This window comes from Ancylobacter radicis (assembly GCF_018449475.1).
Classification (GTDB): Bacteria; Pseudomonadota; Alphaproteobacteria; order Rhizobiales; family Xanthobacteraceae; genus Ancylobacter; species Ancylobacter radicis.
In genome coordinates this window covers 282,206-307,339 of the sequence record NZ_JAHCQH010000015.1, presented here as the reverse complement: position 1 = coordinate 307,339, position 25,134 = coordinate 282,206, and the positions used below count along the sequence as shown (strand labels likewise).

At 68.0% G+C, this 25,134-nt stretch carries 22 protein-coding genes and 2 pseudogenes; 14 read left to right on the top strand and 10 right to left on the bottom strand.

Features of this window, described 5'->3' with window-relative positions:
• The first annotated feature begins 140 nt into the window (after window positions 1-140).
• The 5 genes from KIP89_RS07510 to KIP89_RS07490 all read left to right on the top strand — a co-directional run bounded on the left by KIP89_RS07510 (window position 141) and on the right by KIP89_RS07490 (window position 8,009).
• On the top strand, window positions 141-1,790 hold the full coding sequence (locus KIP89_RS07510) for a Na+/H+ antiporter (protein WP_213754780.1): 1,650 nt from the start codon (window positions 141-143) through the stop codon (window positions 1,788-1,790).
• A 179-nt stretch (window positions 1,791-1,969) separates the two neighbouring features.
• On the top strand, window positions 1,970-4,696 hold the full coding sequence (locus tag KIP89_RS07505) for an ATP-binding protein (RefSeq protein ID WP_213754779.1): 2,727 nt from the start codon (window positions 1,970-1,972) through the stop codon (window positions 4,694-4,696).
• A gap of 133 nt (window positions 4,697-4,829) precedes the next feature.
• The gene (locus KIP89_RS07500) at window positions 4,830-6,023 is read left to right on the top strand and encodes an MFS transporter (RefSeq protein ID WP_213754778.1); all 1,194 of its coding nucleotides are present in this window, start codon (window positions 4,830-4,832) and stop codon (window positions 6,021-6,023) included.
• Between the two features lie 88 nt (window positions 6,024-6,111).
• A complete protein-coding gene (locus KIP89_RS07495) occupies window positions 6,112-6,609 on the top strand; it encodes a hypothetical protein (RefSeq protein ID WP_213754777.1) in 498 nt (165 codons plus the stop codon).
• A gap of 167 nt (window positions 6,610-6,776) precedes the next feature.
• On the top strand, window positions 6,777-8,009 hold the full coding sequence (locus tag KIP89_RS07490; RefSeq protein WP_369807073.1) for an extracellular catalytic domain type 1 short-chain-length polyhydroxyalkanoate depolymerase: 1,233 nt from the start codon (window positions 6,777-6,779) through the stop codon (window positions 8,007-8,009).
• Window positions 8,010-8,065: 56 nt separating this feature from the next.
• On the opposite strand, the gene KIP89_RS07485 is transcribed toward KIP89_RS07490, so the two are convergent.
• The 4 genes from KIP89_RS07485 to KIP89_RS07470 all read right to left on the bottom strand — a co-directional run bounded on the left by KIP89_RS07485 (window position 8,066) and on the right by KIP89_RS07470 (window position 11,777).
• Window positions 8,066-9,064: a sensor histidine kinase gene (locus KIP89_RS07485; RefSeq protein WP_213754776.1), complete on the bottom strand. Its 999-nt coding sequence runs from the start codon at window positions 9,062-9,064 to the stop codon at window positions 8,066-8,068.
• A 153-nt stretch (window positions 9,065-9,217) separates the two neighbouring features.
• Entirely contained in the window at window positions 9,218-10,012 is a 795-nt protein-coding gene (gene phnE / locus KIP89_RS07480; protein ID WP_250152266.1) for a phosphonate ABC transporter, permease protein PhnE, read from the bottom strand.
• Window positions 10,005-10,817, bottom strand: a complete 813-nt coding sequence (locus tag KIP89_RS07475) for a phosphonate ABC transporter ATP-binding protein (protein ID WP_250152265.1) — start codon at window positions 10,815-10,817, stop codon at window positions 10,005-10,007. The genes phnE and KIP89_RS07475 overlap by 8 nt, the downstream gene beginning before the upstream one ends.
• Window positions 10,818-10,919: 102 nt before the next feature.
• Window positions 10,920-11,777, bottom strand: a complete 858-nt coding sequence (locus tag KIP89_RS07470; RefSeq protein ID WP_213754773.1) for a PhnD/SsuA/transferrin family substrate-binding protein — start codon at window positions 11,775-11,777, stop codon at window positions 10,920-10,922.
• Between the two features lie 125 nt (window positions 11,778-11,902).
• Between KIP89_RS07470 and KIP89_RS07465 the strand changes: the two genes are divergently transcribed.
• Both KIP89_RS07465 and phnF read left to right on the top strand, forming a co-directional pair.
• Window positions 11,903-13,072, top strand: a complete 1,170-nt coding sequence (locus tag KIP89_RS07465; RefSeq protein WP_213754772.1) for an alpha-D-ribose 1-methylphosphonate 5-triphosphate diphosphatase — start codon at window positions 11,903-11,905, stop codon at window positions 13,070-13,072.
• 4 nt (window positions 13,073-13,076) lie between these two features.
• Window positions 13,077-13,853, top strand: coding sequence for a phosphonate metabolism transcriptional regulator PhnF (phnF, locus tag KIP89_RS07460; RefSeq protein ID WP_369807072.1), 777 nt, complete (start codon window positions 13,077-13,079; stop codon window positions 13,851-13,853).
• Between the two features lie 53 nt (window positions 13,854-13,906).
• Here phnF and KIP89_RS07455 read toward each other — a convergent pair whose 3' ends face one another.
• Window positions 13,907-15,286: a diguanylate cyclase domain-containing protein gene (locus KIP89_RS07455; RefSeq protein ID WP_213754770.1), complete on the bottom strand. Its 1,380-nt coding sequence runs from the start codon at window positions 15,284-15,286 to the stop codon at window positions 13,907-13,909.
• 324 nt (window positions 15,287-15,610) lie between these two features.
• Here KIP89_RS07455 and KIP89_RS19750 point away from each other — a divergent pair.
• Both KIP89_RS19750 and KIP89_RS07450 read left to right on the top strand, forming a co-directional pair.
• Window positions 15,611-15,691: pseudogene (locus KIP89_RS19750) on the top strand (hydrolase); the annotation flags it as partial.
• A gap of 217 nt (window positions 15,692-15,908) precedes the next feature.
• Window positions 15,909-16,583: an SH3 domain-containing protein gene (locus KIP89_RS07450; RefSeq protein WP_213754769.1), complete on the top strand. Its 675-nt coding sequence runs from the start codon at window positions 15,909-15,911 to the stop codon at window positions 16,581-16,583.
• A 69-nt stretch (window positions 16,584-16,652) separates the two neighbouring features.
• Here KIP89_RS07450 and KIP89_RS07445 read toward each other — a convergent pair whose 3' ends face one another.
• From KIP89_RS07445 to KIP89_RS07435, 3 genes are all read right to left on the bottom strand, one after another.
• On the bottom strand, window positions 16,653-17,213 hold the full coding sequence (locus KIP89_RS07445) for a hypothetical protein (RefSeq protein ID WP_213754768.1): 561 nt from the start codon (window positions 17,211-17,213) through the stop codon (window positions 16,653-16,655).
• An 84-nt stretch (window positions 17,214-17,297) separates the two neighbouring features.
• On the bottom strand, window positions 17,298-18,629 hold the full coding sequence (locus tag KIP89_RS07440) for an ATP-binding protein (RefSeq protein WP_213754767.1): 1,332 nt from the start codon (window positions 18,627-18,629) through the stop codon (window positions 17,298-17,300).
• Between the two features lie 5 nt (window positions 18,630-18,634).
• A complete protein-coding gene (locus KIP89_RS07435; RefSeq protein WP_213754766.1) occupies window positions 18,635-19,354 on the bottom strand; it encodes a response regulator in 720 nt (239 codons plus the stop codon).
• A 260-nt stretch (window positions 19,355-19,614) separates the two neighbouring features.
• Between KIP89_RS07435 and KIP89_RS07430 the strand changes: the two genes are divergently transcribed.
• The 5 genes and pseudogenes from KIP89_RS07430 to KIP89_RS07410 form a co-directional block, all read left to right on the top strand.
• The gene (locus tag KIP89_RS07430) at window positions 19,615-19,887 is read left to right on the top strand and encodes a cysteine rich repeat-containing protein (RefSeq protein WP_213754765.1); all 273 of its coding nucleotides are present in this window, start codon (window positions 19,615-19,617) and stop codon (window positions 19,885-19,887) included.
• 29 nt (window positions 19,888-19,916) lie between these two features.
• On the top strand, window positions 19,917-21,119 hold the full coding sequence (locus tag KIP89_RS07425; RefSeq protein ID WP_213754764.1) for an efflux RND transporter periplasmic adaptor subunit: 1,203 nt from the start codon (window positions 19,917-19,919) through the stop codon (window positions 21,117-21,119).
• Window positions 21,116-22,279 (top strand): ABC transporter permease, encoded by a 1,164-nt coding sequence (locus KIP89_RS07420; RefSeq protein ID WP_213754763.1) that lies wholly within the window; start codon window positions 21,116-21,118, stop codon window positions 22,277-22,279. Before KIP89_RS07425 ends, KIP89_RS07420 begins: the two co-directional genes overlap by 4 nt.
• Window positions 22,276-22,977 carry an ABC transporter ATP-binding protein gene (locus tag KIP89_RS07415; RefSeq protein ID WP_213754762.1) on the top strand — a complete coding sequence of 234 codons (702 nt, stop codon included), beginning with the start codon at window positions 22,276-22,278 and terminating at the stop codon, window positions 22,975-22,977. The genes KIP89_RS07420 and KIP89_RS07415 overlap by 4 nt, the downstream gene beginning before the upstream one ends.
• A gap of 99 nt (window positions 22,978-23,076) precedes the next feature.
• Window positions 23,077-23,226, top strand: a pseudogene (locus tag KIP89_RS07410) (NAD(P)H-dependent oxidoreductase); the annotation flags it as partial.
• A 190-nt stretch (window positions 23,227-23,416) separates the two neighbouring features.
• Here KIP89_RS07410 and KIP89_RS07405 read toward each other — a convergent pair.
• A complete protein-coding gene (locus KIP89_RS07405) occupies window positions 23,417-24,313 on the bottom strand; it encodes an MBL fold metallo-hydrolase (protein WP_213754760.1) in 897 nt (298 codons plus the stop codon).
• Between the two features lie 57 nt (window positions 24,314-24,370).
• Window positions 24,371-25,051 carry a DsbA family protein gene (locus tag KIP89_RS07400; RefSeq protein ID WP_250152264.1) on the bottom strand — a complete coding sequence of 227 codons (681 nt, stop codon included), beginning with the start codon at window positions 25,049-25,051 and terminating at the stop codon, window positions 24,371-24,373.
• Between the last annotated feature and the right edge of the window lie 83 nt (window positions 25,052-25,134).

The window sequence follows — 25,134 nt, the reverse complement described above, 5'->3', positions numbered from 1 at the left end:
CCTTTCCGGCGTGGGCTCACGAAAGACCGCCTTGGCCGGCGCCTCTAGGCTATGCCCGCCCGAGGGCAAGCCTACGGTAGTGCGACCTCCGGGAGGCAGGCCCTCGGGAGACAGGCCCTCCGGGAGGGCGAGGGGCCGGCATGCGTTACTTCGACATCATCCTTGTTCTGCTGCTCGGCGTCGTGGTCAGCCACGGAATCGCGAGGCTGTTGCAGGGCCGCGTGGCGTTGCCGCTGGTGCAGATCGCTCTGGGCGCCCTGATCGGCCTCACCGGCACCTTCGCGGTCGATCTTGAGCCGGAGCTGTTCTTCGTCCTGTTCCTGCCGCCGCTGCTGTTCCTCGATGGCTGGCGGGTGCCGACCGAGGAGCTGTCGCACAATGCCGGGATCGTCCTGTCGCTGGCCTTCGGCCTCGTCTTCTTCACCGTGCTCGGCCTCGGTTGGTTGGTGCATGTGCTGGTTCCCGCCGTGCCGCTGCCGGTCTGCTTCGCGCTGGCGGCGGTGCTCTCCCCGACCGATGTGGTGGCGGCGGGGGCGATGGTGGCCAATGTTCCCGTGCCGCGCCGCATGCTGCGCATTCTGGAGGGCGAGGCGCTGTTCAACGATGCCTCGGGGCTGGTGTGCCTGCGCCTCGCGGTCGCCGCGACCCTGATGGGTTCCTTCCACTTCTGGGATGCGCTGGCCGAACTGGCATGGAGCGCGCTGGGCGGGGTGTTCATCGGGGCGGCGCTGACCTGGCTGGTCTCCAGCGCCAAATCATGGGTGGTCTCGCGCCTTGGCGAGGTGACCTCGTCGCAGATCATCATCAGCCTGCTCATTCCCTATGGCGCCTATCTCGTCGCCGATCGCGCGGGCTGTTCGGCGGTGCTGGCGGCGGTCGCGGCCGGCATGGTGATGAGCCGGCTCGAAGTGCGCGGCCTGGTCCTGCCGATCACCCGAATCCGCCGCACCACGGTCTGGGAGACGGTCCAGTTCACCCTCAACGGCATCATCTTCCTGCTGCTGGGCGAGCAGTTGCCGAGCGTGCTGGCGAACATCAATGCAAGCATGGCCGAGGACGGCCATCGCGGCTTCGGCTGGCTGGGGCTCTATATCGCCGCCATCACCCTGGCGCTGGCCGTGCTCCGCTTCGTCTGGGTGACCGCCATCGTCTGGATCCGCCATCCCGGCGGCGGGCCCATCCCGTCACGGCCCGACTGGCGCCTCGTCACGGCGATGTCGGTGGCCGGGGTGAGGGGTGCGGTCACGCTGGCGGGAGCGATGAGCATTCCGCTGACGATTGCCGACGGCTCGGCCTTCCCGGCCCGCGACCTCGTCATCTTCATCGCGGCCGGGGTGATCGTCGCCTCCCTCGTGCTCGCCAACCTGACCTTGCCGGGGCTGCTGCGGGGCGTCGCCCTGACGGCAGAACCCGATGAGACGCAGCGCGCGCTGGAGGCCCGCATCGAGGTCGCCCAGGCCGCGCTGGCGGCGGTGGCAACCGCCGAGACCGGCCATCCCGCCCCGGAAAGCGGCTTTGTCGCCGCCGCGGCGCTGGTGACCGGCGACTATCAGCGCCGGCTCACGCAATTGTCGAGCGACAAGGACGCGACGCAGCCGGAGGACCGGGCGGATATCGCGAAGACCGTTCAGGAGGAGCGCGGGCTGCGCCTGCTGGCGCTGCGGGCGGAACGCGCGGCGGTGATCGGCATGGTGCGCCAGCGCCGTATCTCCACCGATCTCGCCCGGATATTGCTGCGCGAGACCGATCTGGCGGAGACCTATTACGTGTCGCCCGCCGGGACGCCGTGACGCCCTGACAGCCTGCGCCGGGCGCACTCCTCTCGTTGCGCAGGGCAGCGGGCGCGTGGGCGCGAGGCCGCCACACCGGCCGACTGGACCCCATTACCGTCGTGTGCGGTCGAGGGTTGAAGGCGCCGGATGTAATGTGATCTATGGCTGGGGCTCGGGCCGGAACCACCATAAGCCGCATGAAATCTGCTTCCGAAGCTGCCGTCTTCGGTCCCTTCACCTTGTTGCTAGGGTCGAAGCAATTGCTGAAGGACGGCGTGCCCGTGGCGATGGGCGGCCGGGCGCTTGAGCTCCTGACCGTGCTCATCGAGCAGCAGGGCAAGGTGGTCGGCAAGCAGGAGCTGCTGACGCGGGCCTGGCCCAATCTCTTTGTCGAGGAAGCCAATCTGCGGGTGCAGATGGCGGCGCTGCGCCGCATTCTCGGCGACGGTCAGGCCGGGCAACGCTACATCGTCAACGCCACCCGCGTCGGCTACAGCTTCATAGCCCCCGTCCGCATCGTCGATCTCGGGGAAGCCGAGCGCGCCTTCCCGCCGGCGCCGAGCGCGGCGCGGGAGAACCTGCCTCTGGCGGTCACGCCGGCGATCGGCCGCGAGGCGGTGGTCGCCGCGATCCGGGCGGAACTCGGCCGGCATCGGCTGGTGACGCTGGTCGGGGCCGGCGGTGTCGGCAAGACCACGGTGGCGATCGAGGTGGCGCGGGCGAGTCTGCCCGACAACGGCGCCGTCATCCTGGTCGATTTTGCCCAGATCGCCGATCCCGCCCATGTCGAGCAGGCGGTGGCGACGGCGGTCGGCATGACGCTGGGGATCGCGCACTGGCAGATGGCCGATCCCCTGCCGGTGGCGCACGGGCTCATCATTCTCGACAATTGCGAGCATGTGATCGACACCGCCGCCCACGCCGCCGACCTGCTGCTGCAGAAGGGCGTCGGGGTGCGCGTGCTGGCGACCAGCCGCGAGCCGCTGCGCACGCAGGGCGAGTACGTGCTGCGGCTGCCCGGCCTCGACGTGCCGCAGAACGCCGCCGATCTGGACCCGGAGCGGGCGCTGGCGCTGCCCGCCGTCCGGCTGTTCATCGACCGTGCGGCGGCGGCGCTGGGCAGTTACGACCCGCCGCCGGACGAGATCGCCGCGATTGTCGCGCTGTGCCGGCATCTCGACGGCATTCCGCTGGCGATCGAGCTTGCGGCCGGGCGGATCGACGCTTTCGGCGTGCACGGGCTGGCGGAGCGGCTCGACAATGTGCTGCGCCTGCTGGTGGCGGGGCGGCGCACCGCGCTCAAGCGGCACCAGACGCTGCTGGCGACGCTCAACTGGAGCTATGACCATCTCACACCGGGCGAGCAGGTCACGCTGGCGCGGCTCGGCACCTTTGTCGGTCATTTCTCGCTGGAGGCGGCCGCCCGCGTCGCGTCCTTCGATGAGCCGAGCTGGGACACGATCGAAAATCTCACCAATCTGGTCGCCAAGTCGCTGGTCAGCGCCGACTTTTCGCAGGCCGTGCCGCGCTACCGGCTGCTGGAGACCACCCGCGCCTATGCGCTGGACAAGCTGCGCGTCCGCGGCGAGGTCGGCCGGCTGCGGCGCCGGCATGCGCTGTACATGAAGGAGGCGATGCAGCTTGCCGAGAGCGAATGGGCGCGCGTTCCGGCCACGGCGTGGGTGAACACCTATGCCGGCCAGATCGACAATCTGCGGCTGGCGCTGGACTGGTGCTTCGGGCCGGAGGGCGACCCGGAACTCGGGGCCGAACTGACCGCCGTCTCGGCCGTGCTGTGGTTCCAGCTTTCGCTGGTCGACGAGGCGCGCGGCCTGTTCGAGCGGGCGATGACGGCACTGGCGCTGCGCGCGCAGCCCGATCCGGTGCGCGAGGTGACGCTGCTCTGCGCGCTCGGCACCGCGCTGGTCTACACGGTCGGCCCGACGCCGCAGGCGCGTGAGACGCTCGCCCATGCCTGGCGGATCGCCCAGGGGGCGGACAATATCGGGCTCGAACTGCGCGCGCTCTGGTGCGTGTTTCTGGTCGAGCTGTCCTCGGGCCATTACCCGGCGGCGCTCGACATCGCCGACCGTTTCACGCGGCTGGCCGAGGAGGAGGCGCGGTTCTCCACCACCAGCCATGTGCGGACCGGCCATCGGCTCAGGGGCTTTGCCCAGTACTATCTCGGCGATGTGCGGGCGGCCCGCCTCTCCCTCGAAGCCGCGCTCAATGACGGCGGGGCCGACAGCAGCGCGGTGGTGCGCATGCAGTTCGACCAGGAACTCAATGCGCGTGCCTATCACTCGCAGACGCTCTGGCTGCTCGGGCATCAGGAACTGGCGCTGACCATCGCCGCCGCCTGCGTGGCGGATGCGCGCGCGCGCGGCCATGCGACGACGCTGTCGCTGGTGCTGGTCGAGTCGGGGTGCCCGGTGGCGCTTCACGCCGGCGCGCTGGATCTGCTGGAGGAGCGGGTCGATCTGCTTCAGGAATTGTCCGGCAAGCTTCTGTTCGGGCCCTGGAGCGCCTGGGGACAGTGCTTCCGGGGCGCCCTGCTTCTGGCGCGGGGCGACGCGCCGGGGGCGGTGGACGATCTGACGGAGGGGCTGAAACAGCTTGCCCGCACGGGGTGGCCGATCCGCCGGGCGATGTTCCTCGGGCACCTCGCGCAGGCGCTTCACGCGCGCGGCGACGGGGAGGCGGCCCAGCATCGGATCGAGGAGGCGATCGCGCTGGCGCAGGCGAGCCGCGAAGGCTGGATCCTGCCCGAACTGCTGCGCGTGCAGGCCGTGCTTTATGAGGCCGCGCGGCCGGCCGACGCGGTGGCCTGCATCGAGCGGGCGCGCGACCTCGCCCGCCGGGACGGCATGGAAGCCTGGCTGGCGCGCTGCAACATCGTCGCGCGGCGCCTCGGCCTCCCCTGATCGCCGCGCCGGCACTTCCGGGCGTTGTGGAAAGAGTCGGCGACCCACCGTCGCGTCCGCCTCGGTCATAGACGCAAAGCGGGTCGGTCTGACAAGGTGCGCGCTCGCTTCCAATGTCAGGGATCCCGGCCGCATGCCTTCCGCCCCCGCGCCTTTGTCTGCCGGCCCGGAGGTGGCGCCCCCTGCGACCCTCTCGGTCTATGTCATGGTCGCCATGGTGGCGATGGCCGGGCCGCTCTACATCGACATCATGCCGGCGATCATCGCCGCGCTCCGCACCGAATATGGCCTCAGCCCGGCGCAGGCCGGCTATGTCGCCGCCAGCAATGGCTATGGCTCGACCTTTGGGGCGCTGGCTGCTCTCTTCCTCGTGCCGCGCATCGCCTGGCGGCCGCTCTCGGCGGCGCTGCTGCTGGCGCTGGTGGTGGCCGATCTCGCCAGCATGGGCGCCAAAGGCTTCGAGATGCTGGTGGTGCTGCGCTTCCTGCACGGCGTCGCCGGCGGCCTGCTGGTCGGCGTGACCTATGCCCTGCTGGCGCAGATGGCCGATCCGCGGCGCGGCTTCGGCATTCTCTTCATCTTCCATTTCGGCTTTGGCGGCGTCGGCATCGTGGCCTCGATCTTCGCGTCGAGCTTCTTCCAGCAAGGCATGGTGTTCGCCATTCTGGTCGCGTTCAGCCTGATCGCGCTGGTGCTGCTCCTGCGGCTGCCGACCTTCCGTCAGCCGGGCACCGGGGTGCCGGGACGGAAGACCGCGCCGCGCGGGCGATGGCCGGTGCCGCTGATGGCGCGCATTGGCGCCCTGTTCCTGTTTCAGGCGGCCAATCTGGGGCTGGGGGCGTTTCTGATCGGCATCGCCGTCGATTTCGGGCATTCGGCGGTGTTCGCCGGCACGGTTGTGGCCTTCAGCCTGGGGGCGGGCGTGCCCGGCGCCCTCATCATGCTCATGCTCAGCCGGCGCTACGGCTGGATGCCGCTGGTCCCCGTGGTGGCCGCCGCCGGCCTGTCCAAGCTGCTGGTGATGGCCGGCGCCAGCCCCGCGCTCTATGCGCTGGCGGTGGCCGCCATCTTCTTCACCATGGCGATCGCGCTGCCCTATGGTTTCGCCCTGTGCGCGCGGGACGACAGCAGCGGCCGGGCGGCGGTGCTGGCTGGCTTTGCCTCCAAGCTCGGCCTCGCCAGCGGCCCGGCGATCGCCGGCATCCTCTATTCCACCGGGGTCAATCTGCTGGTCGGCACGGCGGTCGCCACCGTCATGGTGGCCGCCGGCCTGTTCGCCTTCTCGCTGCGTGGGGAGGTGGCCCGGCCGGCGGCGGAGCGGAGCTGATTTTTCACTAATTTACACCCGCGCGAACGGTGAGCGGGTAGCTTCCCCTCGCAGGACGGCAGACCGTCCGGCGCCGGGAACAACCGTCATGCGGCTTAATCTGCAACTGGATCGCGAACTGGTCTCGGCGATGCTGCAAAAGCAGCTCACCGAGTGCGAACGCTATCTGGCGCTCCGCTCGCTGACCGAGGCCTTGCGCAAGGAAGCGCATCTGGAAATCGAGCAGGTGGTGCGCACCCCCGGTGAACTGGCGCGGCGGGTGCGGTCGAATGTTCAGCTGGCCCACGACGCGAAGGCCCAGGTCATCGGCGGCCGTCTGACCGTCGAGCGCGACGGCGAGCCGATCTTCGAGTGGATTCTGCCGCCGGGCAGGGCCCCCTATCTCGTGGCGTCGGACACCGACATGGACCATGGCGACTTCATGGTGACCAACAGCGCGTTGACGGCGATCATGCTGCACGCCGCCGCGATCGAAAAGCGGATGGGCGACTCGGCGATGTTCTCCGATGTCCAAGCGAGCTGCGAGCACATCGCGAGCAATGCCCGCCGCGCCTGGCAGGCCCTCAGCCTGAAGTTCGGCGGCTAGGCCGCCCGAATTGCGGGGCCCCGAGGCGCCGCCCGTCACCCAAATGTGAGTCGCATCGCCTCTTTCCGCACACATCCCTTGTTATTGTGCAGTGCAGCAACAATCTTGCTGCGACGGCGTTAGCAGATGAGCCCTGCGATGTCGGGCGCACAACAAGGACGCCTCCATTGCGTAAAATGTCAGACATGATGGCCGATTTCGCCAGTTTCGGCGGAAGACAGGGGGCCTTTTTCAGGGATGGAGCCTTTCTTAGGGACGGGGCCTATTCCAGAGAGACGGAATCTTCCGACCGGCTGGCGGTGCTCGCGGATTTCGGATCGAACCCCGGCGCCCTGACCGCGCGCTTCTACCTTCCCCCGGACCTGCCGCCCGGCGCGCCGCTGGTGGTGGTACTGCATGGCTGCACCCAGAACGCGGCCGGCTACGACCACCGCGCCGGCTGGTCGACGCTGGCGGACGAGGCCGGTTTCGCGCTGCTCTACCCGGAGCAGAGCCGCCTCAACAACCCCAATCTGTGCTTCAACTGGTTTCGACCGGGCGATGCCCGCCGCGATGCCGGCGAGGCGCTGTCCATCCGCCAGATGATCGACGCGCTGGGGCAGGTTCACGCCATCGATTCCGCGCGCGTTTTCATCACCGGGCTGTCGGCCGGCGGCGCGATGACCTCGGTCATGCTCGCGGCCTACCCGGAAGTGTTCGCCGGCGGCGCCATCATTGCCGGCCTGGCCTATGGCTGCGCGAGCACGGTGCCGGAAGCGTTCGACTGCATGCGCGGCCAGGGAGCGGCCTCGGACGAGGAACTCTGGGCGCTGCTGCGCGAGGCTTCCGACCATGGCGGTCCGTGGCCCCGGATCGCCATCTGGCAGGGATCGGCCGATCACACGGTCGCCCCGTCCAACGCGGAGGACATCGCCGCGCAATGGCGCCATGTCCACCATCTCGGCGAGACGCCGACGCGGGAGGAGATGCTGGGCGTGCGCGCCCGGCGGACCTGGTGCAATGGCGCGGGCGAGGCGGTGATCGAGCTGAACACGGTCGCTTCCATGGGCCATGGCACGCCGCTCGGCGACGGTCTCGGCGTGCCCGGCCCCTATATGCTGGATGTCGGCATCTCCTCCACCCGCGAGATCGCCCGCTTCTGGGGCCTCGCGGACGCGCCGCAGACCCGCGCGGCATTGCCCGCACGCCCAGTGGCGCCGCTGGCGCCGGCGGCGCGGAGGCGGCCACGTGCCGTGACCGGCCAGGACGCCGCACCCGCTGCGTCGCCCGCCGCCGTGCCCGCCACGTCCCGGGCGAAAACCTATGGGACCGGCCCGGCCTTGCAGCCGCCCGGCGCCGATGCGTTCAGCGTGAAGAAGACCATCGAGGACGCCCTGCGCGCCGCCGGCCTGATGCGCTGACCGGCCTGACGGCAGGCCAGCCTGACGGCGGGCCGGTCTTGCCGGGCGGGCGGGGGTCAGGTGGCCAGTTTCTCGGCGTTCATGGTGAGCGTGACGATGATGCCGTCATCGGACCAGTCGGTGGTGATCGAGCCGCCGAGCTGGCCGGCCACGCTGCGGTTGAGAAGCTTGGTCCCGTAGCCTTCGCTGCCCCGCGATTCCACGGCGGGGCCGCCCCGCTCGGTCCACACCATGCAGACCTCCTCCTCGGTCGAGCTCCCGGAGATGTCGAGCATCCCCGAACTCACCGACAGAGCGCCGTATTTGAGGGAATTGGTGGCCAGTTCGTGGATCGCCAGGGCGAGGGTGGTGGCCGACTGCTCGCCGATGCCCATGCGGGGCACCGCGACGCGAACCCGGCCGCTGAACGCGCCGGTGTCGTCATAGGGGGCCAGCAATATGGCGATCAGGTCGCCCAGCAGCGCGGCCCGGCCCTGATTCCCGGCAAGCGGGCGGACCGCGTCATGGGCCCGGCCCAGAGCGGTCAGGCGCTGCGTGAGTTCCTTCGCCATTTCCTCGACCGAACGGGCCGAGCGCGACGTCAGGGTGGTGAGACCGGAGGCAATGGCCAGCAGGTTCTTGACCCGGTGGCTCATCTCGCCGGCGAGCAGTTCGTGGCCTTCTTCCGCCTGCTTGCGGCCGGTGACGTCGAGGAACACGCCGGACATGTGGCCCTTGTGCAGCCCCTCGTCATTGCCGAGGCCGCGCGCGGAAATCCAGCGGATCTCCTGACCGAGCAGAATGCGGAAGTCGATTTCATAGGCCCCGACCAAGGCGCGGGTGGCGGTGAAGGCCGCCCGCACCCGGTCCCGGTCCGCCGGGTGGATACGCGACGAAAGATCCTCGAAGGTGACGTGGCTGGTCGGCGGCAGCCCCCATAAATTGAAGGCCTGCTCGTCCATCGAGAAGGCATCGGTCTCGACGTGCCACGACCACAGGGCAACCCCCGCAGCCTGCAGCGCGCGCTGGAGATTACTCACGTTTCGAAGGGGATGGCTATCGTCGCTGAACGGCATGGACCTGTCTAACACGCAATTGACAAGGCCGCGCAGCTTTAAGGCGCGCCGTTCCGGCCGGCGCCCCGGGAGTGGGCGCGCGGGCTATGGCCTCCGTCTCGACGGCCAAGATTCCGCAAAGGCCCCCCGCGCGGCGGCGGCTGGACCTTCGCGCTACTGGAACTTCGCGCGCAGACGATCAGTGAAGAATTCCATCACCAGCACGATGGCGAAGATCGCGAGGATGATCGCCGAGGCGTTGCGGTACTGGAACAGGTCGAACGCGACCTTCAACTCCTGCCCGATCCCGCCAGCGCCGACGAGGCCGAGCACCACCGAGGCCCGGACCGCCTTTTCCAGCGCGAACAGGGAGGAATTGATCAGCGAGGGCATCACGTCCGGCAGGATCGCCCCGCACAGCACGGCGACACGGTTGGCGCCGATCGCCTGAAGCGCCTCCTGGGGTTTCTTGTCCGCTTCCTCCATCGATTCCGCGAAGAAGCGGCCGCAAAATCCAATCGTGTCGACGACGATGGTCATCGTTCCGGCGACGGCGCCCAGCCCGAGCGTGGAGACGAACAGCAGCGCCCAGACGAGGTCCGGCACCGTGCGGAACAGCGAGATGATCGCTTTCACGAGGTGCCGGAACGGACCGAGCGGGGAGATGCCGCGGGCCGCGAACCACGCCGTCGGCAGGCTGATGATGACGCCGAACACCGTGCCGACGAGAGCGATCTGGAACGTCTCGACGATCCGCCAGAACATGCGCTGCATGAAGGCCGGATCGGTATTTGGCGGCATCATCCGCCCCACCAGCTCGGCCATGCGGGGGGCGCCGGCCGCCAGTCGCTCCGGCGAGGGCGCGACCTGCCCGATGGAGGCGAGGAACGCCGCCGCGACGACGACGAGCAGCGTGAAGGAAATGGGGGAGATGGACGGCAGCCGCGCCGGCAGGGAAGGGCTATGCATGGAAGACACCATCCATGTCCCGCAGCGACACATCCCCGGTGGGAGCGTCGAAAAACACCTTGCCCGCTTTCAGCGCGATGATGCGGTCGGAATAATCGAGCGCGTGCTGCATGTCGTGGGTCGTGTAGACGAGGGTGATGCCGTGCTCGCGCGCGAGGTCGGAAAAGATCTGCATGATGTCGCGACCGACCGCCGGATCAAGGCTCGCCGCCGGCTCGTCGGCAATAAGCAGCCTGGGCTTGCGGATGAGCGCGCGGGCGATGGCGACACGCTGCGCCTGACCGCCGGACAGTTCGTCGGCGCGGGCACGCGCCTTGTCGGCCAGCCGCACCTCGGCCAGAACCTGCATGGCCTCCTCGCGCCACGCCTGATCGGCCAGCGACTGATGCCAGGCGCGCCAGCTTCCCGGCAGGCCGAGCTTGCCCTGGATGACGTTGGTGAGCACCGATTGCCGGCTCACCAGACCGTGGTTCTGGAAAACGAAGCCGATCTGGCGCCGCAGCCTTTGTAGCTGGGCCGCCGTCGGCGCGGCGTGAAAGCTCTCACCGAGCGTCATGATCTCGCCTTCGCTCGACGGCAGCAGGCCGATCAGGCATTTCAGCAGGGTCGACTTGCCCGCGCCGTTGGACCCGATCAGCGCCACGCGCTGGTCCGCGCGAATGTCGAGGTGCACCCCCGCGAACACGGCCGGACCCTTGGGGTAGCTCTTGCCGAGGCTGCGCGTGCGGATGATCGGCTCCGCGCCAAACGGACCCGGCAGGCGCGGATGGGCCGTGGGTACGTTGATGGTGGCTGCTTGCTTCAAGGCGTCTTGAAACGCGGCATCCATAGGAGCGTCCCTCTTTGCGGCGCGGAACAACAGAAAAACACCGGACAGGCGCGCGCCTGTCCGGCGTCGGCAGAGGAACTACTCGACAAAGGACGAGAAATTCTCGACGCCAATGGTGCGGTACATCGAGCGGACATAGTCGTAATCGCTGTCCTTGATGTCGGTGATGAAGATGCCGCCCTTGAACTTCTTGTTGTCCTCGCCTTCGATCACGGCACTCATCAGCTCATTGCCGTGCTTCAGGAAGGCTTCGCGGACCTTCACATAGACGTCTTCGGGGATATCCTTGCGGGCGACGAGGATGTCGTTGGGCAGGTCGCGGCCACGGGCGACCACAGCGAAGGCCGCGTTCGGGAAGGCTTTGCGGATCGAGTTGAGGTGGCCGAAGTTCAGGCCGATCGCCGCGATGTCGCCGCGGATGAGGGCTTCAGCCGCCACGTTGCGGGAGATGATCACGCCCTCATAGTCCTTGCCGTAGACCAGCCCCTGATCGGCCAGCGCCTGCGCCGGACCCAGATGCTGCGAGGTCGAGCCGACCGACCCGAAGGCGATCTTCTTGCCCTTGAGGTCCTTGAGCGTGCGGATGGGGCCGTTCGCCAACACCGCAATCTGGGCGAAATAATCCGGCCGCTGCCAGGCCACGACGATGCGCGGATCGCTGAGCTGCTTCATGATCACATATTCGGCCGGTCCGGTGAGAACCAGTTCGACATGACCGGCGTTCATCGCCTCGACGGCGGCTGTGCGCGAGCTGACGGGGATCAGCTCGATGTCCAACCCTGTCTTCTCTTCGAGGGCTTTCTGGAAGCTGCCAAACTCCTGCTGGAGCGCCTCCAGCCCTTCAATATCGGTCACGGCAAAGCGGACAGGCTCGGCCATCGCCGAAAAGGCCGTCACGAGCGTGATTGCGAGCGCGGGCACAAGCTTGCGAAACATTTATCTGTCCTTTGCTGCGTAGACAGGGAGATGATTACCTGCTTTCCTGTATAGACAGCAGATGACGTGTGCATGACACCGGCGCCGTGCCCGAACAGCTGCAAGTGACCGACAAGCGAGGCCCGATGAGTTGGCAGATCGAAAACGGCGTATCCCTGGTCGATGGCGACTGGGTCGAGCGCCCCATCTACATAGCCGGCAATGCTATTGCCGAGGCGGCGCCGGGGAGCGCCCGGATCGACGCTACCGGGCTGCTCGTCCTCCCCGGCATTGTCGATGTCCATGGCGATGGCTTCGAGCGCCAGATCATGCCGCGTCCCGGTGTGCGCTTCGACATGAAGCTGGCGCTGAAGGACACGGATCGCCAGCTCGTCGCCAACGGCATCACCACCGCGTTCCACGGCGTCACCGTGTCCTGGGAGCCGGGATTGCGCTCAGCCGAGGCCGCGCGCCGTTTCATCCGCACGCTATGCGAGGTCCGCGACGATCTCGGTTGCGACACCCGCCTTCATTTGCGCTGGGAAACCTTTGCGCTCGGCCAGCTCGACGAGCTGCGCGACTGGCTGGCACTTGCGCCGACCCCGATCCTCGCCATCAACGATCACACGACCGGTTCGGTCCTCAAGGGCACCATCGCGCGCAAGATCGGCCAGATGGCCGAACGCTCGGGACTCAGCCGCGAGGATTACATGGCGCTGCTCGACCGCGTCTGGAGCCGTCGCGAGGAGGTGCCCGCCGCCATCGCCTCATTGGCCGCCACGGCCCGCGCCAATGGCAATGTGCTGCTGGCCCATGACGAGTCCTCCCCGCAGGAGCGGGCCGGCTTCCGCGCGCTCGGCGCCGTGTCCTCGGAATTTCCGATGACCATCGAGACCGCGCGGGCCGCCCGCGATGCCGGCGAGGACGTCATCCTCGGGGCGCCGAACGTGGTGCGCGGCGGCAGTCATAATGGTGCGCTCGATGCCACTCAGGCGATCCAGCAGGGCCTCTGCACCGTCCTCACCAGCGACTATCACTATCCCTCGCCGCTCTATGCGGCTTTCAAGCTCGCCTGTGGCAATCGCGACGCCCTCGCCACCTATTGGCCGCTGGTGTCGGAAAATCCGGCGCGCGTCGCGGGTCTCACGGATCGTGGCCGTCTGGTGCCGGGCAAGCAGGCCAACCTTATCCTCGTGGACGGCTCGGACATGGAACACCCCGAGGTCGTTGCAACCATGGTAAGCGGTCATATTGTCTATGCCCGCCGCGCGCTGGACCGGGGGTCCCGTGCGGCACGTGCAAGCGCGGCGGAGTGAAGGCGTGAACAAGAGTTTCCGTGCCCAGCCCAATCGATCCGGCAGCATGTCCGGCTTTGACGGCCTGGTTTTCCGTCCGCGCAGCGACACGCCCATCTGGCAGCAGATCTACGACTACCTGATCGCGCTGATCGACAGCGGCTACCTCCAGGCCGGTAGCCAACTGCCGGGAGAGATCCACCTTGCCGAGAAGCTCGGCGTCACGCGCATCACCTTGCGCCGGGCGCTCCAGCAGCTCCAGCAGGAGGGTCACCTCACCTCGCGCAAAGGGGTCGGTGTCTTCGTTCGCAGCCTGCCCTTGGCTCTCGTCGTGCGGGACGGCAGTCGGTTCTCCGAAAGCTTGACCGCCGATGGCAAGAGTGTCGCCACCCAGACGCTTTTCCTCGACCGGGAGCCGGCGGATGCCGATATGGCGGCTCAGCTCCGCTTGCCGGCCGGCGCGCCGGTGATCCGGCTGCGGCGCGTGCGCAGCGCCGATGGCCAGCCCATCTACAGCAGCACCAAGGTTTTCCCGGCGACGCTGCTTCCCGATTTCGAGGTGGTTTACGCCCGGCGCCAATCCGTGACCGACGTCTTCGTTGCCCATGGCATCCAGAAGTACCGGCGCGTCGAGACGCGGATCAGCGGCGGCTTCGCGGCTGCCGACGAGGCCCAGCTGCTCCAGCTGACGCTGGGGACGCCGGTTTTTCGAACCAGTTCGATCAATGAGGATGCCGCGGGAAACCGCATCGAGTGGGCGCGGGGCTGCTGGCTGCTGACCTCGGTGGACTTCATTTTTTGAGCGCGCCAACCGCGGCGCTATCACCCGTCAAAGCGCCCGTTACCCTGACGTTCTCAGCAGGAGGCAAAACGGTACGTATTACGGCCGCCGAGTTTGGCGGCATAAAGCGCGCGGTCCGCTGCCGAAAGTACGAGGTCGGCATCCGGGCCGTCCTGCGGCGCCACCGCGATGCCGATACTGAGCCCGGCCAGAATCTCACTTCCCCGGAAGAAGATCGGACGCGCCATCACGTCGATCAGACGTTGTGCCATGTTGGCCGCCGAGACGGCAGCATCGGCGTCGTCCAGCATCTGTATCAAGGCGAATTCATCGCCTCCCAGCCGGATTGCGATGTCCTCGGCACCTATGGCGACCTGCAACCGCATGGCGGCTTCGCGCAAGACGGCATCACCAGCCTGATGGCCGAACGTGTCGTTGATGCGCTTGAAGCGGTCGATATCCATGCAGAAAAGGGCGAACCGGCGTCCATCGCGGCGCGCATGGAAAACGGCATCTGCAAGCCGCCGGTCGAAGATCGCACGATTTGCAAGGCCGGTAAGCGTATCGTGAGATGCAAGATATTCCAGGTGGCTTTCCGCCTGCTTGCGTCGCTGAATGTCGCGTACGGACGCCACATAGCCATTCGGTTTCCCCGTGGCCGGATCGTAGGTGAGCCGGACCGAAGCTTCCATCCAAACCCAATGGCCGTCTTTGTGACGTTGGCGCACCTCGCTGACACCGGTTTCGAGTTCGCCCGCCCGGATTGACGCCATGAGCGCGCCAAAGCTCCCAAGGTCATCCGGGTGGACGATGTCGATGGCGCGCAGGCCGATCAGCTCTTCCGGCTCATAACCGAGCAGGGAGCGGACGGAGGGCGAGATATAAAGGCGAATGCCGTCGAGATTGCCGCGCACGATCGTGTCGGTTGAGGTCTCCGCCAACAATCGGAATTCTTTCTCCTGCAGGCTGGCGAGCTGTGCCTCCCAGGCCAGTTGCAGTGCTTGAGCCGCGAGGGCGCCGACATCAAGCAGCCGCCGTCGTTGGTCGTCGTCGAGATCACGCGGCTGCGTGTCTAAGACGGCAAGGTGGCAAGGTTCAAAATGGCACGCTTCAGGTGTGGCGACCGTCAGCACGGCGACAAAACGCACATGCGGTTCTCCATCGACCCACGTCCGCTTCGCTAACGCCGGGCAATCCAGCGTATCCCTTACGACGAGCAGAGGGGACGTCTTGCCAAGGGGCAGAGCGATCCGAACATCGGCGATCGCTGACAGGCCGAAGGCACGATCCTCGGTGCTGGCGAGCCATAAATTGCCGCTCTGCCACATGCAGGCAAACGGCGCGCCCAGAATATCCCGCGCGATCCGGCACAACGCCGAGAAGTCCGGGCTGCTGGAGGTAATGGCTGATGTGTCGCTCGATGTCGCAGATGAGAAAGGCACGGGCTCATTCATCAACGAGTTCGGACGATAGAGGATGGAACTCTAATCATACGACACTTGGTACGCCAAGGCCGTTGCGAGTGTGTGGATACCCTAAGAGATATGCTCGGGGGCTTCTCGCCCGCGAGGAAGGCAAGCGAGTCCCATGGTTAGGGCGCAGACGCAGGCGTAATGAGCCGCCTTCAATCGACGCGCCGTTGAGCGCGGTAGCGAAGACGTCGTTCCCTGGCGGCTAGCTCTTTAAGCGGAGCCTTCGATCGCTGTATCGCTGCTCGGATGTCGTGCGTGGTCGTGGCGCGGCCATGGAGTGTCGGGCCCATAGTGCCTCCCGGAACGCAGCATGCCGGCGGCAGCGGCATCGCCTATCTGTGGGAGCAGCAGTTGCTCCATACGCCGGTGCCGCGCACTGAAGGCTGATCCGGGCCGGCATGACGTTTCGGCACGGATTCTGAGCGATCAGGATCGTGAATTTCCCGCCCTCGCCGCGCGGGGCGTGACCGACAGCGTCGCCTGGCGCTGTCGGTTCGCTGACACAAATCGAAACATGGTCGAGACACGCCGGCGAGGCCAGACACCTATCAAGGTCGGCGGACAACAGACGCCGCCTCCGGGCGGCCTGCATCGGAGTTCCGCCATGCTCAGAACGCTTCTCCTCGCTGCCGCGCTCACCGTCGCCACCGTATCGGCGTCCAGCGCCGCGACCAGCGCGGTTGCCGTCACCAACGTCAATCTGCGGGCCGGCCCGTCGACCGCCTATCCTGCGGTCACCGTCGTGCCTGCGGGCGCCACGATCACAACCTTTGGCTGCGTTTCAGGCTACAGCTGGTGCGATATCGGCTTTGGACCTTATCGCGGCTGGGTGGCGGCGAACTACATCCAGATCGTCTATCGCGGGGCGCCGGTCGTGCTCACGGCCCCCGTGGCACCAGCGGTCGGCATCACCGTCGTCTCGTTCAACCGGGCCTATTGGGACCGCTACTATGTCGCCTATCCCTGGTACGGGCGCTGGGCGGCCTATCCGCCCTATGTCGCCCCGCGGGTGACGTCGGCCAGCCGCTCCGTCACCTGCGCGGGCGGTGCCTGCGTCGGTACCCGCAGCGCCACCGGGGTCTATGGCGGCTCGACCGCCCAGACCCGCGTCTGCACCGACGGCGCTTGCAGCTCGACCCGGACCAGCGAGGGCCCCAATGGCGGCACCGCGACGCGCACCCGCGGTTGCACCGCCGGACAGGGCTGCACGACCAACCGGGCGGTCGTCGGTCCGGGCGGCGGAACGCATACCGGTTCGCGCAGCTTCCATCGCTGGTGATCGGGCGTCCCGCGATAAAGAAGGCCGGGAGCCTGCGCTCCCGGCCCTTTTCTTGCCGGTTCGAGATTGTCAGAGCGGCATGCCCGGCCCCTCGCTGCGGCGCCATTCCAGGAAATGGACGATCCGCTCGACCAGCTTCTGCTGCATCTGCTTGGCCAGGCTCATCTGTTCGGGCGTCAGCGCCGCCTTGAGTCTGGAGACCGCGTCCTGCAACGCGCGGGCCTTCTCCGCCCGCTCGATGGCGGCATCGGCAATGTCCTGCGCGAGGTCGAAGGCCTGTGCTTCCGCCCGCTTCGTCTCGTCCGTCCAGCGCGCGAGCCGCTCGCCCGAGGGCAGAAGCGCGATGAGCGCCGTTGTGTAGCCGCGCCAGGCATCCATCTGGTCGGTCCGGATGCCGAGCGCGGTCTCCTGCGCCGAGAGCAGCAGGCCGGCAATGAGCCGAACGGCGGTCGGATCGAAGGCCGGTCCCGGTTCGCTCGCGAAGGGCTCCTGCTCGCATGCCCAGGGTCCGGCGGGCCCGGTCAGGCCCTGCGCGCCCCCGAGCGTGGGTAGGGCGGCGGCGGCGAGGCCGAGGACGGCCGCTCCGCCGGCGATCCGTGTGGTCAGTCTGGTGGGGAATGTCGCTCTCATGGCGTCACGTCCTTTGCCGTTGATGAGGCGGCAAGGGTGAGCGGCCAAGGTATCGCCGTTCGAACCGCGGCATGTCGATTTGTATCAGCCCGCTCGTTCCGCCCGTGGCAACCGGACCCGGACGGCAAGCCCCCCGCGCGGGCTGCTGTCCAGCTCGATGCCGCCACCGTGCCGGTCGACCAGCCGGCGGACGATGGTCAGGCCGAGACCGGTTCCGCCGCTGTCGCGGTTGCGTGACGCCTCCAGCCGGTGGAACGGCTCGAAGACGCGCTCGCGCTCCTCGACGGGGATGCCGGGGCCTTCATCCTCTATCACCAGAACCGCCTGCGTGCCGTCCGTCTCGATGGCGGCAAAGGCGCGCTTGCCATAGTTCAGAGCATTGCCGACGAGGTTGGCGATGACGCGGCCGAGCGCCTTGTCGCCCATGGCGACCCGAACCGGGCCGTCCGGCAGGTCGAGCACGATGCGCGCGTCGTTCTGCTCGGTCGCGTAGCGGCGCAGCGCGGCGGCAAGGTCGGTGCCGGCGGGCTCCACCGGGATGAAAGAATCCTGTGCGAAATCGAGCGTGTCCTCGACCAGCGCCTGCATGGCCTCCACATCGGCGATGGCACCGGCCCGGTGGCGGTTCTCGGGCATCATCTCGACGCGCAGGCGCAGGCGGGTCAGATAGGTGCGCAGGTCATGCGAGATCGCGCCGAGCGTCAGCGTGCGGTTGCGCACGAGCGCGGCGATGCGCTCCTGCATGGCGTTCACGGCGCGGATCAGCGTGCGCAGCTCCGGCGCGCCGCGCTCGGGGATCGCGACGGGACCGATGCCTTCACCCACCCGGTCGACCTCTCGGGCGAGGCGGGTGATGGGCCGCATCTCGCGCGCGACCGCCATCAGCGCGACAAGGGCGACGCCGACGCCGAACAGGCCGGCAAAGAAGCCGATGGGCACGCCGAGCAGCCGGACGGTGACGCGGTCCTGGATATCGAGCCAGAGATAGCCGCCCCCGGCCAGTCCGACATAGACGCTGAGCGTGTCGCCGCGCCCGTCTTCACTGGGTCCGTCGAGGCGCACCAGCACCTGTCGTCCCTGCGCACCGCGCAGCGCCAGTGCCGTCCGGATGGAACGCTCGATACGTCCGATGCCCTTCGTGGGGTCAGGATCATCGGGGAGGTTGGGAATGATCGTGGCGGCCCGGCCGTTCTCGCTGAAGGCGTCGAGCAGTGCGGGCCGAAGGCTGGGGGGCATCTCGTCGACCAGCAGGACGAGCGATGCGATCTGCCGCGGCAGCGAAGGCGGCGCCTCGCCGAACGCCCGGCGCGCCTCGCCGGTGCCGAAATAGAAGAACAGGGCCAGCAGCTGGATGGCGAAAAACGCCACTGTGACGATCAGGATGATGCGGGCGAGCAGGCCGAGACGCATGGCCATCCGCCTCAGATCTCGTGCACGTCGGCCGAGAACAGGTAGCCGACATTGCGCACGGTGGTGATCGGTTGCTCGGCCTCGCCGAGGCCGTGGGCCAGCTTGCTGCGCAGCCGCGACACGGTGACGTCGATGGTTCGGTCGAACGGGTCGCCGCCGGCGCGCCCGCGTGTCCAGTCCAGCAACTGGTCGCGCGAGAGCACCCGGCCGGGCCGTTCGAGAAAGCAGGTCAGCAGGTCGAACTCGGCCGTGGTGAGAAGCACACGCTGCCCCCTCTCGTCCGCCACCGTGCGTGCGTCGAGATCGGCAATGAGGCCCGCGAAACGCCGCCGCCGCCGTTCCGGCACGCCCGCCGACAGGGCTCCCGACGCACGGCGCAGCAGTGCGCGGATGCGCGCGAGCAATTCACGCGGGTTGAACGGCTTGCCGAGATAATCGTCGGCGCCGATCTCCAGCCCGACGATGCGGTCGATGTCGTCATGCTTGGCCGTGAGCATGAGGATCGGCACCCGGCTTCTGGTCCTGAGTCGCCGGCAGATCGACAGCCCGTCTTCGCCCGGCAGCATGATGTCGAGGATCACGAGGTCAGGCATGCCCCGCATCAGCGCCCGGTCCATCAGGGCGCCGCTTGCGACCGCCTCGACGTCGTAGCCCTCGCCGCCGAGGAAGTCGACGAGCAGGCTGCGAATGTCGCGGTCGTCTTCGACCAGAAGCACTCTTGCGGCTGTCATTGCGCTGGCATGACAGCCGCGACGGGCCCGCGCAAGATGTACCGCCGGCGCTGATACAAACTGCAACAAAAAGGCCCCGCGCCGAGACACCGCCGCAAAACGCTGCGGCGATCCTGCGCTCCTGTCGCCGAGTACACCCCACCCGTTCCCGGCGGCAGGGTAGGCATCAGCCTGCCCGCCATGGAGCCCGCCGCGCCCGACCGCCCCTACGTGGGCGGGCTCCATGGTCCCGCGTCCCACTCCCGAAAGGAGCCGCCATCATGGACCGTGCCTTCTTCATCCGCGCCGGCCTCACGCTGGCCTTCGCCACCCTGCTCGGCGCCACCTTCGCCGGAGCCGTTTCGGCCCAGAATCTCTCGCGCGCGCAGATGCAGGCTGTCCGTGCCGCCTGTGAGGCGGACATCCGGGCCACCTGCCCCGGTGTGCAGCCGGGTGGCGGGCGCATCCTCCAGTGCATCAAGGCCAATCCCGACAGGATCTCCGAACCCTGCAAGGAGGCGCTGGCCGCTGCCAAGGTTGCGCCCGCCCAGTGACCGGGCCCGCCCGGTCGGGTATCGCCGTCATGAACGTCAAGCCTGGCCTCGACCCGTTCCTGTTGCTTGATGCACCGGTTCCGCGTCCGCGCCGCCGCCGCGGGCTCCGGCTCGCCGCCCTCGTTACGGCGGCTCTGGCGATCGCGTTCGTCGGACTGCGCTATTTTTATCCGCATGTGGTGGAGGGCGAGGTCCTCCGGCCGGGCATTCTGGACATCGAGTTGCAGGGACCCGGCACGCTGTCGGCGCTGTCCGAGGCCAGCGTCGGCAGCCGCATCCAGGCCCGCATTGAGGAGCTTGCCGTCGACCGCAACGATGTGGTCGCCAAGGGCGAGGTGCTCGCCCGTCTCGCTTTCGACGATCTCAGCGGCGAACTTGGTGCCGCCGAGGCGAGTGCCCAAGCCGCCGAGCGCGGGGTGAGCGCCGCGCAGGCCGAACGCGACCGCGCCACCGCCACGTTGGAGAAGGAGCGGGCGACCCATGAAAGGCAGGTCGCGCTGTTCGCCAAGGGCGTCGCCAGCACGGCCGGTCTCGAAGACGCGCTCGCCGCCCGCCGCGAGGCCGAGGCGGAGCTCGCGCGTACCGGCCGTGCCGTCGAGCAGGCCGAGGCCGAGCGCGATGCCGCGATCGCGCGCATTGCCGTCGCCCGGGCCCAGCTGGACGACAGCGTGCTGCGCGCGCCCATTTCCGGCGTCGTGGTGTCGCGCATGCGCCATGTCGGCGAGATGCTGACGGCCGGCAGCGACGTGCTGCATCTCGTCGATCCCGCCAGCCTCGTGCTGACCGCAAGGCTGGACGAGGGCGCCATGTCCGCCATCCTGCCGGGGCAGGCCGCTCGGATCACCTTCTCCCACGCCGGAACTCCAATTTCCGGCCATGTCCTCAGGCTTGGGCGCGAGGTCGACGAGGAGACCAGGGAGTTCGAGATCGACATCGCGCTGGATGCACTTCCTGCCAACTGGGCGCTCGGCCAGCGCGCCATGGCGCGCATCCTGATCGAGCAGCGCGGCCCGGTCCTGACCGTGCCGACCTCGTTCCTCGTGTGGCGCGACGGGCGGCCGGGCGTGTGGGTGGCGAGCCGCGCCCGCGCGCGATGGTGCGAGGTGACGCTCGGCGAGGCCGGCATGGAGCGCGTCGAGATCCGCCACGGCATCGCCGCCGGCCAGAACATCCTCAAACCCGGCGGCCTCTACTCATTCATGCGCGTGCGCCTTGCCGGTCCCGTCACATGAACCTGGCGCTGAAGGACACGCTGCACGCCCCGACCCGCTTCGTGCTGACCGCCTTTGGCGTCGCCTTCCTGGTTATGGCGGTAATCGGCATGACCGGCCTCTATCGTGGCATCGTCGAGGACGCGCTGCTCATTATCGAGCGGATTGATGCCGATCTCTGGGTCGTGCAGGGCGAGCGGGCCGGGCCTTTTGCCGAAGGTTCGGCCGTGGCGGCCGACATGGACCGGAGGGTCGAGGGTGTGCGGGGCGTCGCGGATGTGCGGCGCTTCACCCAGTTCAGCCAGCAGTTCAGCGTCGCCGGCAGCCCGCGCCGGGCCACCGTGACCGGCATCGACGTGCCGCGCGACGACGGGCGCTGGCTTCCGCTCGCCGAGGGACGCTGGTTCGGCGGAAGCCGCTACGAGGCGGTGGCGGACGCCAGCACCGGTCTCAAGGCCGGCGACCGGATCCAGCTCGCGCGGGATGTCTACACCGTCGTAGGGCTCACGCGGCACATGGTGGATTCGGCCGGCGACGGGCTGCTTTTCGTCGGCATCAACGACGCCTCGGTCATTGCCCGCCGCCGCACCTCGGAGGAAATTCATCTCGCCCGGGCGACGGCGGGAGGGGCCGCCGCCGTCAGCGCCGATACGAGTTCGGTGGCGCAGGAAAGCAAGATTGCCGCGGTGCTGGTCCGGCTCGATCCCGCCGCCGACCCCGCGCAGGTGATCGCCGCCATGCAACGCTGGGGCGATGTGCGGGTCATGACCACCGGCGAACAGCGCGACCTGATGCTGAATGCAAGGCTCTGGAAGCTGCGCCTGCAGATCCTGACTTTCACCGGGATGATCCTCGTCATCACCGCCATCGTGGTGTCGCTGATCGTCTACACCATGACCCTCGAGAAACTGCACGAAATCGCCCTGCTGAAGCTGCTGGGCGCGCGCGAGAGCGTGGTGATCGGCCTCATCGGCCAGCAGGCCGCGCTGATCGGCATTGCCGGCTATGTCGTCGCCATCGTGCTGTCCTGGCTGATCTTCCCGCTCTTCCCGCGCCGCGTGGTGATACTGCCGTCCGACCTGGCGCAGATCGCGCTCGCCCTCACCCTGGTCTGCGCCGGCGCGGCCTTTGTGGGGATCGCGCGTGCGTCGCGGGTGAGCGCACGGGAAGTGCTGTCATGAGCGATGTGCCGGTGCTCTCGGTGCGCGCGCTGACGCGCCATTACACCGCCGGTGGAGGGCTGGTGCGGGCTCTCGACGGCGTGTCGCTGGATGTCGCCGCCGGCGAACTGGTGGGCATCTTCGGGCCCAGCGGCTCGGGCAAGAGCACGTTTCTCATGCTGGCCGGGCTTCTGGAGAACCCCACCTCCGGCGACGTTTGGCTGGCCGGCGAACGGGTCTCCCATGCCGGCGCCGATCTTGACGCGCTGCGCGAGACACGCCGCAAACGTATCGGCTTCGTGTTCCAGAAGGCGAACCTGATCCCGTTTCTGTCGGCAGTGGAGAATGTCGCGCTGAGCCTCGAAATCGCCGATGTGGCCCCCGCCGATGCCCGCGCCCATGGCCGGCGGCTGCTCGCCGCGCTCGACCTCGCCCACCGCGCCGACAGTCTGCCCGCGAAACTCTCCGGCGGCGAGCAGCAGCGTGTGGCCGTGGCGCGGGCGCTCGCCAACGCGCCGCCGCTCATCCTCGCCGACGAACCGACGGCCGCGCTGGACAGTGTCCGGGGCCGCCAGGTGATGGAGATCTTCCGCCGCATCGCCGCCGCCCACGGGACGGCTGTCCTGGTGATTACCCACGATCCGCGCTCGACCGACCTGTTCGACCGCATCGTTCACTTCGAAGACGGGCGGGTGTGTGCGGGGAAGGCGCACCCATAAGGATGCCCTGACCTGTCGACGAGATGTCCGTACGCCCTGATGGTGACGTGATCTCCGCAATGGCTACGGCTTGGCCAGAGTAGTGTCTACAGTGGCGAGAGCCCGATGGCGGCTCTCGATCATCAGGAATCGTACCTGCTCACCGCGCTGGGCTTCATCGGCCTGACCGATGTCACGATCATCCGGGCCGAGGGCCTGGCCCTTGGCGAGGAAGCAAAGGCAACGGCGCTGGCCGGCGCCAAGGCGTAGATTGCCGCGCTGGCGGCCTGACCCCGCACGCATCCGACATCCCTCTTCCAGACGCCAAGGTTCCCGCATAGGGGAAACCTTCCGCTTCCGTCCATGAAGCATCGGGAGCAAGGGCGGCCAGCAGGTTCCGGCCGTTCTCCTCCGACGTGCCCTCATAGGTGGCGTGGATCAGATCGAGATTGGCGCCATCTCAGCCCCACTTCATCTCGCCGGTGGCGACCTTCGCGCCGATATCAAGCGCAACGCCCATGCCGAGGCCGGGGAAGCGGGCGAGCATCGCGGCCTTGAGCGCGGCGGAGTCCTTGGCTTTGGCCAGTTCTTCCTCGAAGGCGAGGAGATAGGCCTTGGTGTATGCGACCCCCGAGAGATCGGTGGCGGCGCCCGGCACCATATGGCCGGGCACGACGACGGCAGGCTTGCGGGCTGCGATCTTGTCCAGATTGGCGATCCAGGCGGCGCGCTGTTCCTTGGTCGGGGTGTCCGCGGTCCAGACATAGACGCCGGAGAACACCATCACCCCGCCGAACACCGCGTTCAGCGACGGCACGAAGAGATAGCGGCGGTTGGCCAGCCCTTCCGCCGGCACGATCTCGACGGTCTCGCCGTCGACGGTGAGCGAGGGGCCATCGAACACCTCGGGGATGATGATGTCGGCCAGCGTCTGCGGGCCCTTCTCCTTGAGCTGGGGTCCCCACACCGCGAGCTTCTTCTCCACGCTGGCCTTGATGGCCGCGACGGTCTCGGAGGCGGCGATCACCTTCGCGTTCGGGAAGGCTTCCTTGATCGGCTTGAGGCTGAAGTAATAATCGGGATCGGACTGGCTGACATAGATGGCGGTGAGCGTCTTGCCGCTGGCCTTGATGGCCTCGGCCACCGTCCGCCCGTCGGCATAGGTGAAGCCACCGTCGATCAGCAGCGCCTCGGAGGCGCCGGTGATGAGCACGGGCGCGCGATAGAAGCCCTTTTCACCGGCGGGGAAGTGCTTCCAGGACAACCCGCCGGCGGCATGGCCAAGACCTGCGGGAGCAAAGGCAGCGGCGGCGCCGGCCGCGAGGGTGGTTTTCATGAGGGATCTCCGGGTGAGCATCGCTCTCTCCTGATGAGACGTGGTGGGTGAGGGGCGGGCTGTGGCGCGTTGGTGCGCTCAGGCCGCCTTCAGTTCGGCGACCAGCATGTCCATGCTGCCGAACAGGGCATTGCCGCGCACAAGCCGGGGAGTGGTGGCGTTGCCGACAGCGAGCGACGGCACCCCGTCGGCGCCGAGGCGACGCATCTCGCGGCGGGCGGTCTCGACGCGGGAGCGGTAGGCCGTGAGCAGCGCTTCATCGGGAGCGGCGAGCCGGTCGGCGATCTCGCCCATGTCGAGCGCGCGCAGCACCTGCCCGAGGACGGTGATGTCGGTGATGTCGCGGCCTTCCACATAGCGGGCGTGCTGGATCGCCTTCAGCGCCTCGAACGCCCGCGCCGGAGCGACACGCGCGACGGCGACGATCGCCAGCGTCGCCGGGCCGGAATCGAACAGGCGTGTCCGGTCTGCCAGAACCTTCTGACGGTAGGCGTCGCTGAAGGGCTGGCCGGTCAGGCGGGCGATGCGCTGGTCATTGCTCCAGGCGTAGTCCGCAAAGCCCGCATCCATCGGCCGGGCACCGGGGCCGGCAAAAAGGCCGGTGGGCATAAGCTCCAGGGCGACGTCCGGTCGGGCGATCAGCCGCTCGATGGCCGGGGAGGCGCCATAACACCAGCCGCAGAGCGGATCGAAGAGGTAGCCCACATGGATCGTGCCCGTGATGTTACCCGAGATGGTGCCGGTGATCGTGTCGCTCATGGCGGTCTCCTATGACGGCAGGCATGCCACAGCGGAATTGAGCGAAGAAGACCAACAAATCAGACACACTGTATGCTAAAAAC

Coding starts and splice junctions, on each gene's coding strand:
- KIP89_RS07510 (WP_213754780.1), top strand. CDS start 141: ATGCGTTACTTCGACATCATCCTTGTTCTGCTGCTCGGCGTCGTGGTC.
- KIP89_RS07505 (WP_213754779.1), top strand. CDS start 1,970: ATGAAATCTGCTTCCGAAGCTGCCGTCTTCGGTCCCTTCACCTTGTTG.
- KIP89_RS07500 (WP_213754778.1), top strand. CDS start 4,830: ATGCCTTCCGCCCCCGCGCCTTTGTCTGCCGGCCCGGAGGTGGCGCCC.
- KIP89_RS07495 (WP_213754777.1), top strand. CDS start 6,112: ATGCGGCTTAATCTGCAACTGGATCGCGAACTGGTCTCGGCGATGCTG.
- KIP89_RS07485 (WP_213754776.1), bottom strand. CDS start 9,064: ATGCCGTTCAGCGACGATAGCCATCCCCTTCGAAACGTGAGTAATCTC.
- phnE (WP_250152266.1), bottom strand. CDS start 10,012: ATGCATAGCCCTTCCCTGCCGGCGCGGCTGCCGTCCATCTCCCCCATT.
- KIP89_RS07470 (WP_213754773.1), bottom strand. CDS start 11,777: ATGTTTCGCAAGCTTGTGCCCGCGCTCGCAATCACGCTCGTGACGGCC.
- KIP89_RS07465 (WP_213754772.1), top strand. CDS start 11,903: ATGAGTTGGCAGATCGAAAACGGCGTATCCCTGGTCGATGGCGACTGG.
- KIP89_RS07455 (WP_213754770.1), bottom strand. CDS start 15,286: ATGAATGAGCCCGTGCCTTTCTCATCTGCGACATCGAGCGACACATCA.
- KIP89_RS07450 (WP_213754769.1), top strand. CDS start 15,909: ATGCTCAGAACGCTTCTCCTCGCTGCCGCGCTCACCGTCGCCACCGTA.
- KIP89_RS07445 (WP_213754768.1), bottom strand. CDS start 17,213: ATGAGAGCGACATTCCCCACCAGACTGACCACACGGATCGCCGGCGGA.
- KIP89_RS07440 (WP_213754767.1), bottom strand. CDS start 18,629: ATGGCCATGCGTCTCGGCCTGCTCGCCCGCATCATCCTGATCGTCACA.
- KIP89_RS07435 (WP_213754766.1), bottom strand. CDS start 19,354: ATGACAGCCGCAAGAGTGCTTCTGGTCGAAGACGACCGCGACATTCGC.
- KIP89_RS07430 (WP_213754765.1), top strand. CDS start 19,615: ATGGACCGTGCCTTCTTCATCCGCGCCGGCCTCACGCTGGCCTTCGCC.
- KIP89_RS07425 (WP_213754764.1), top strand. CDS start 19,917: ATGAACGTCAAGCCTGGCCTCGACCCGTTCCTGTTGCTTGATGCACCG.
- KIP89_RS07420 (WP_213754763.1), top strand. CDS start 21,116: ATGAACCTGGCGCTGAAGGACACGCTGCACGCCCCGACCCGCTTCGTG.
- KIP89_RS07415 (WP_213754762.1), top strand. CDS start 22,276: ATGAGCGATGTGCCGGTGCTCTCGGTGCGCGCGCTGACGCGCCATTAC.
- KIP89_RS07405 (WP_213754760.1), bottom strand. CDS start 24,313: ATGCTCACCCGGAGATCCCTCATGAAAACCACCCTCGCGGCCGGCGCC.
- KIP89_RS07400 (WP_250152264.1), bottom strand. CDS start 25,051: ATGAGCGACACGATCACCGGCACCATCTCGGGTAACATCACGGGCACG.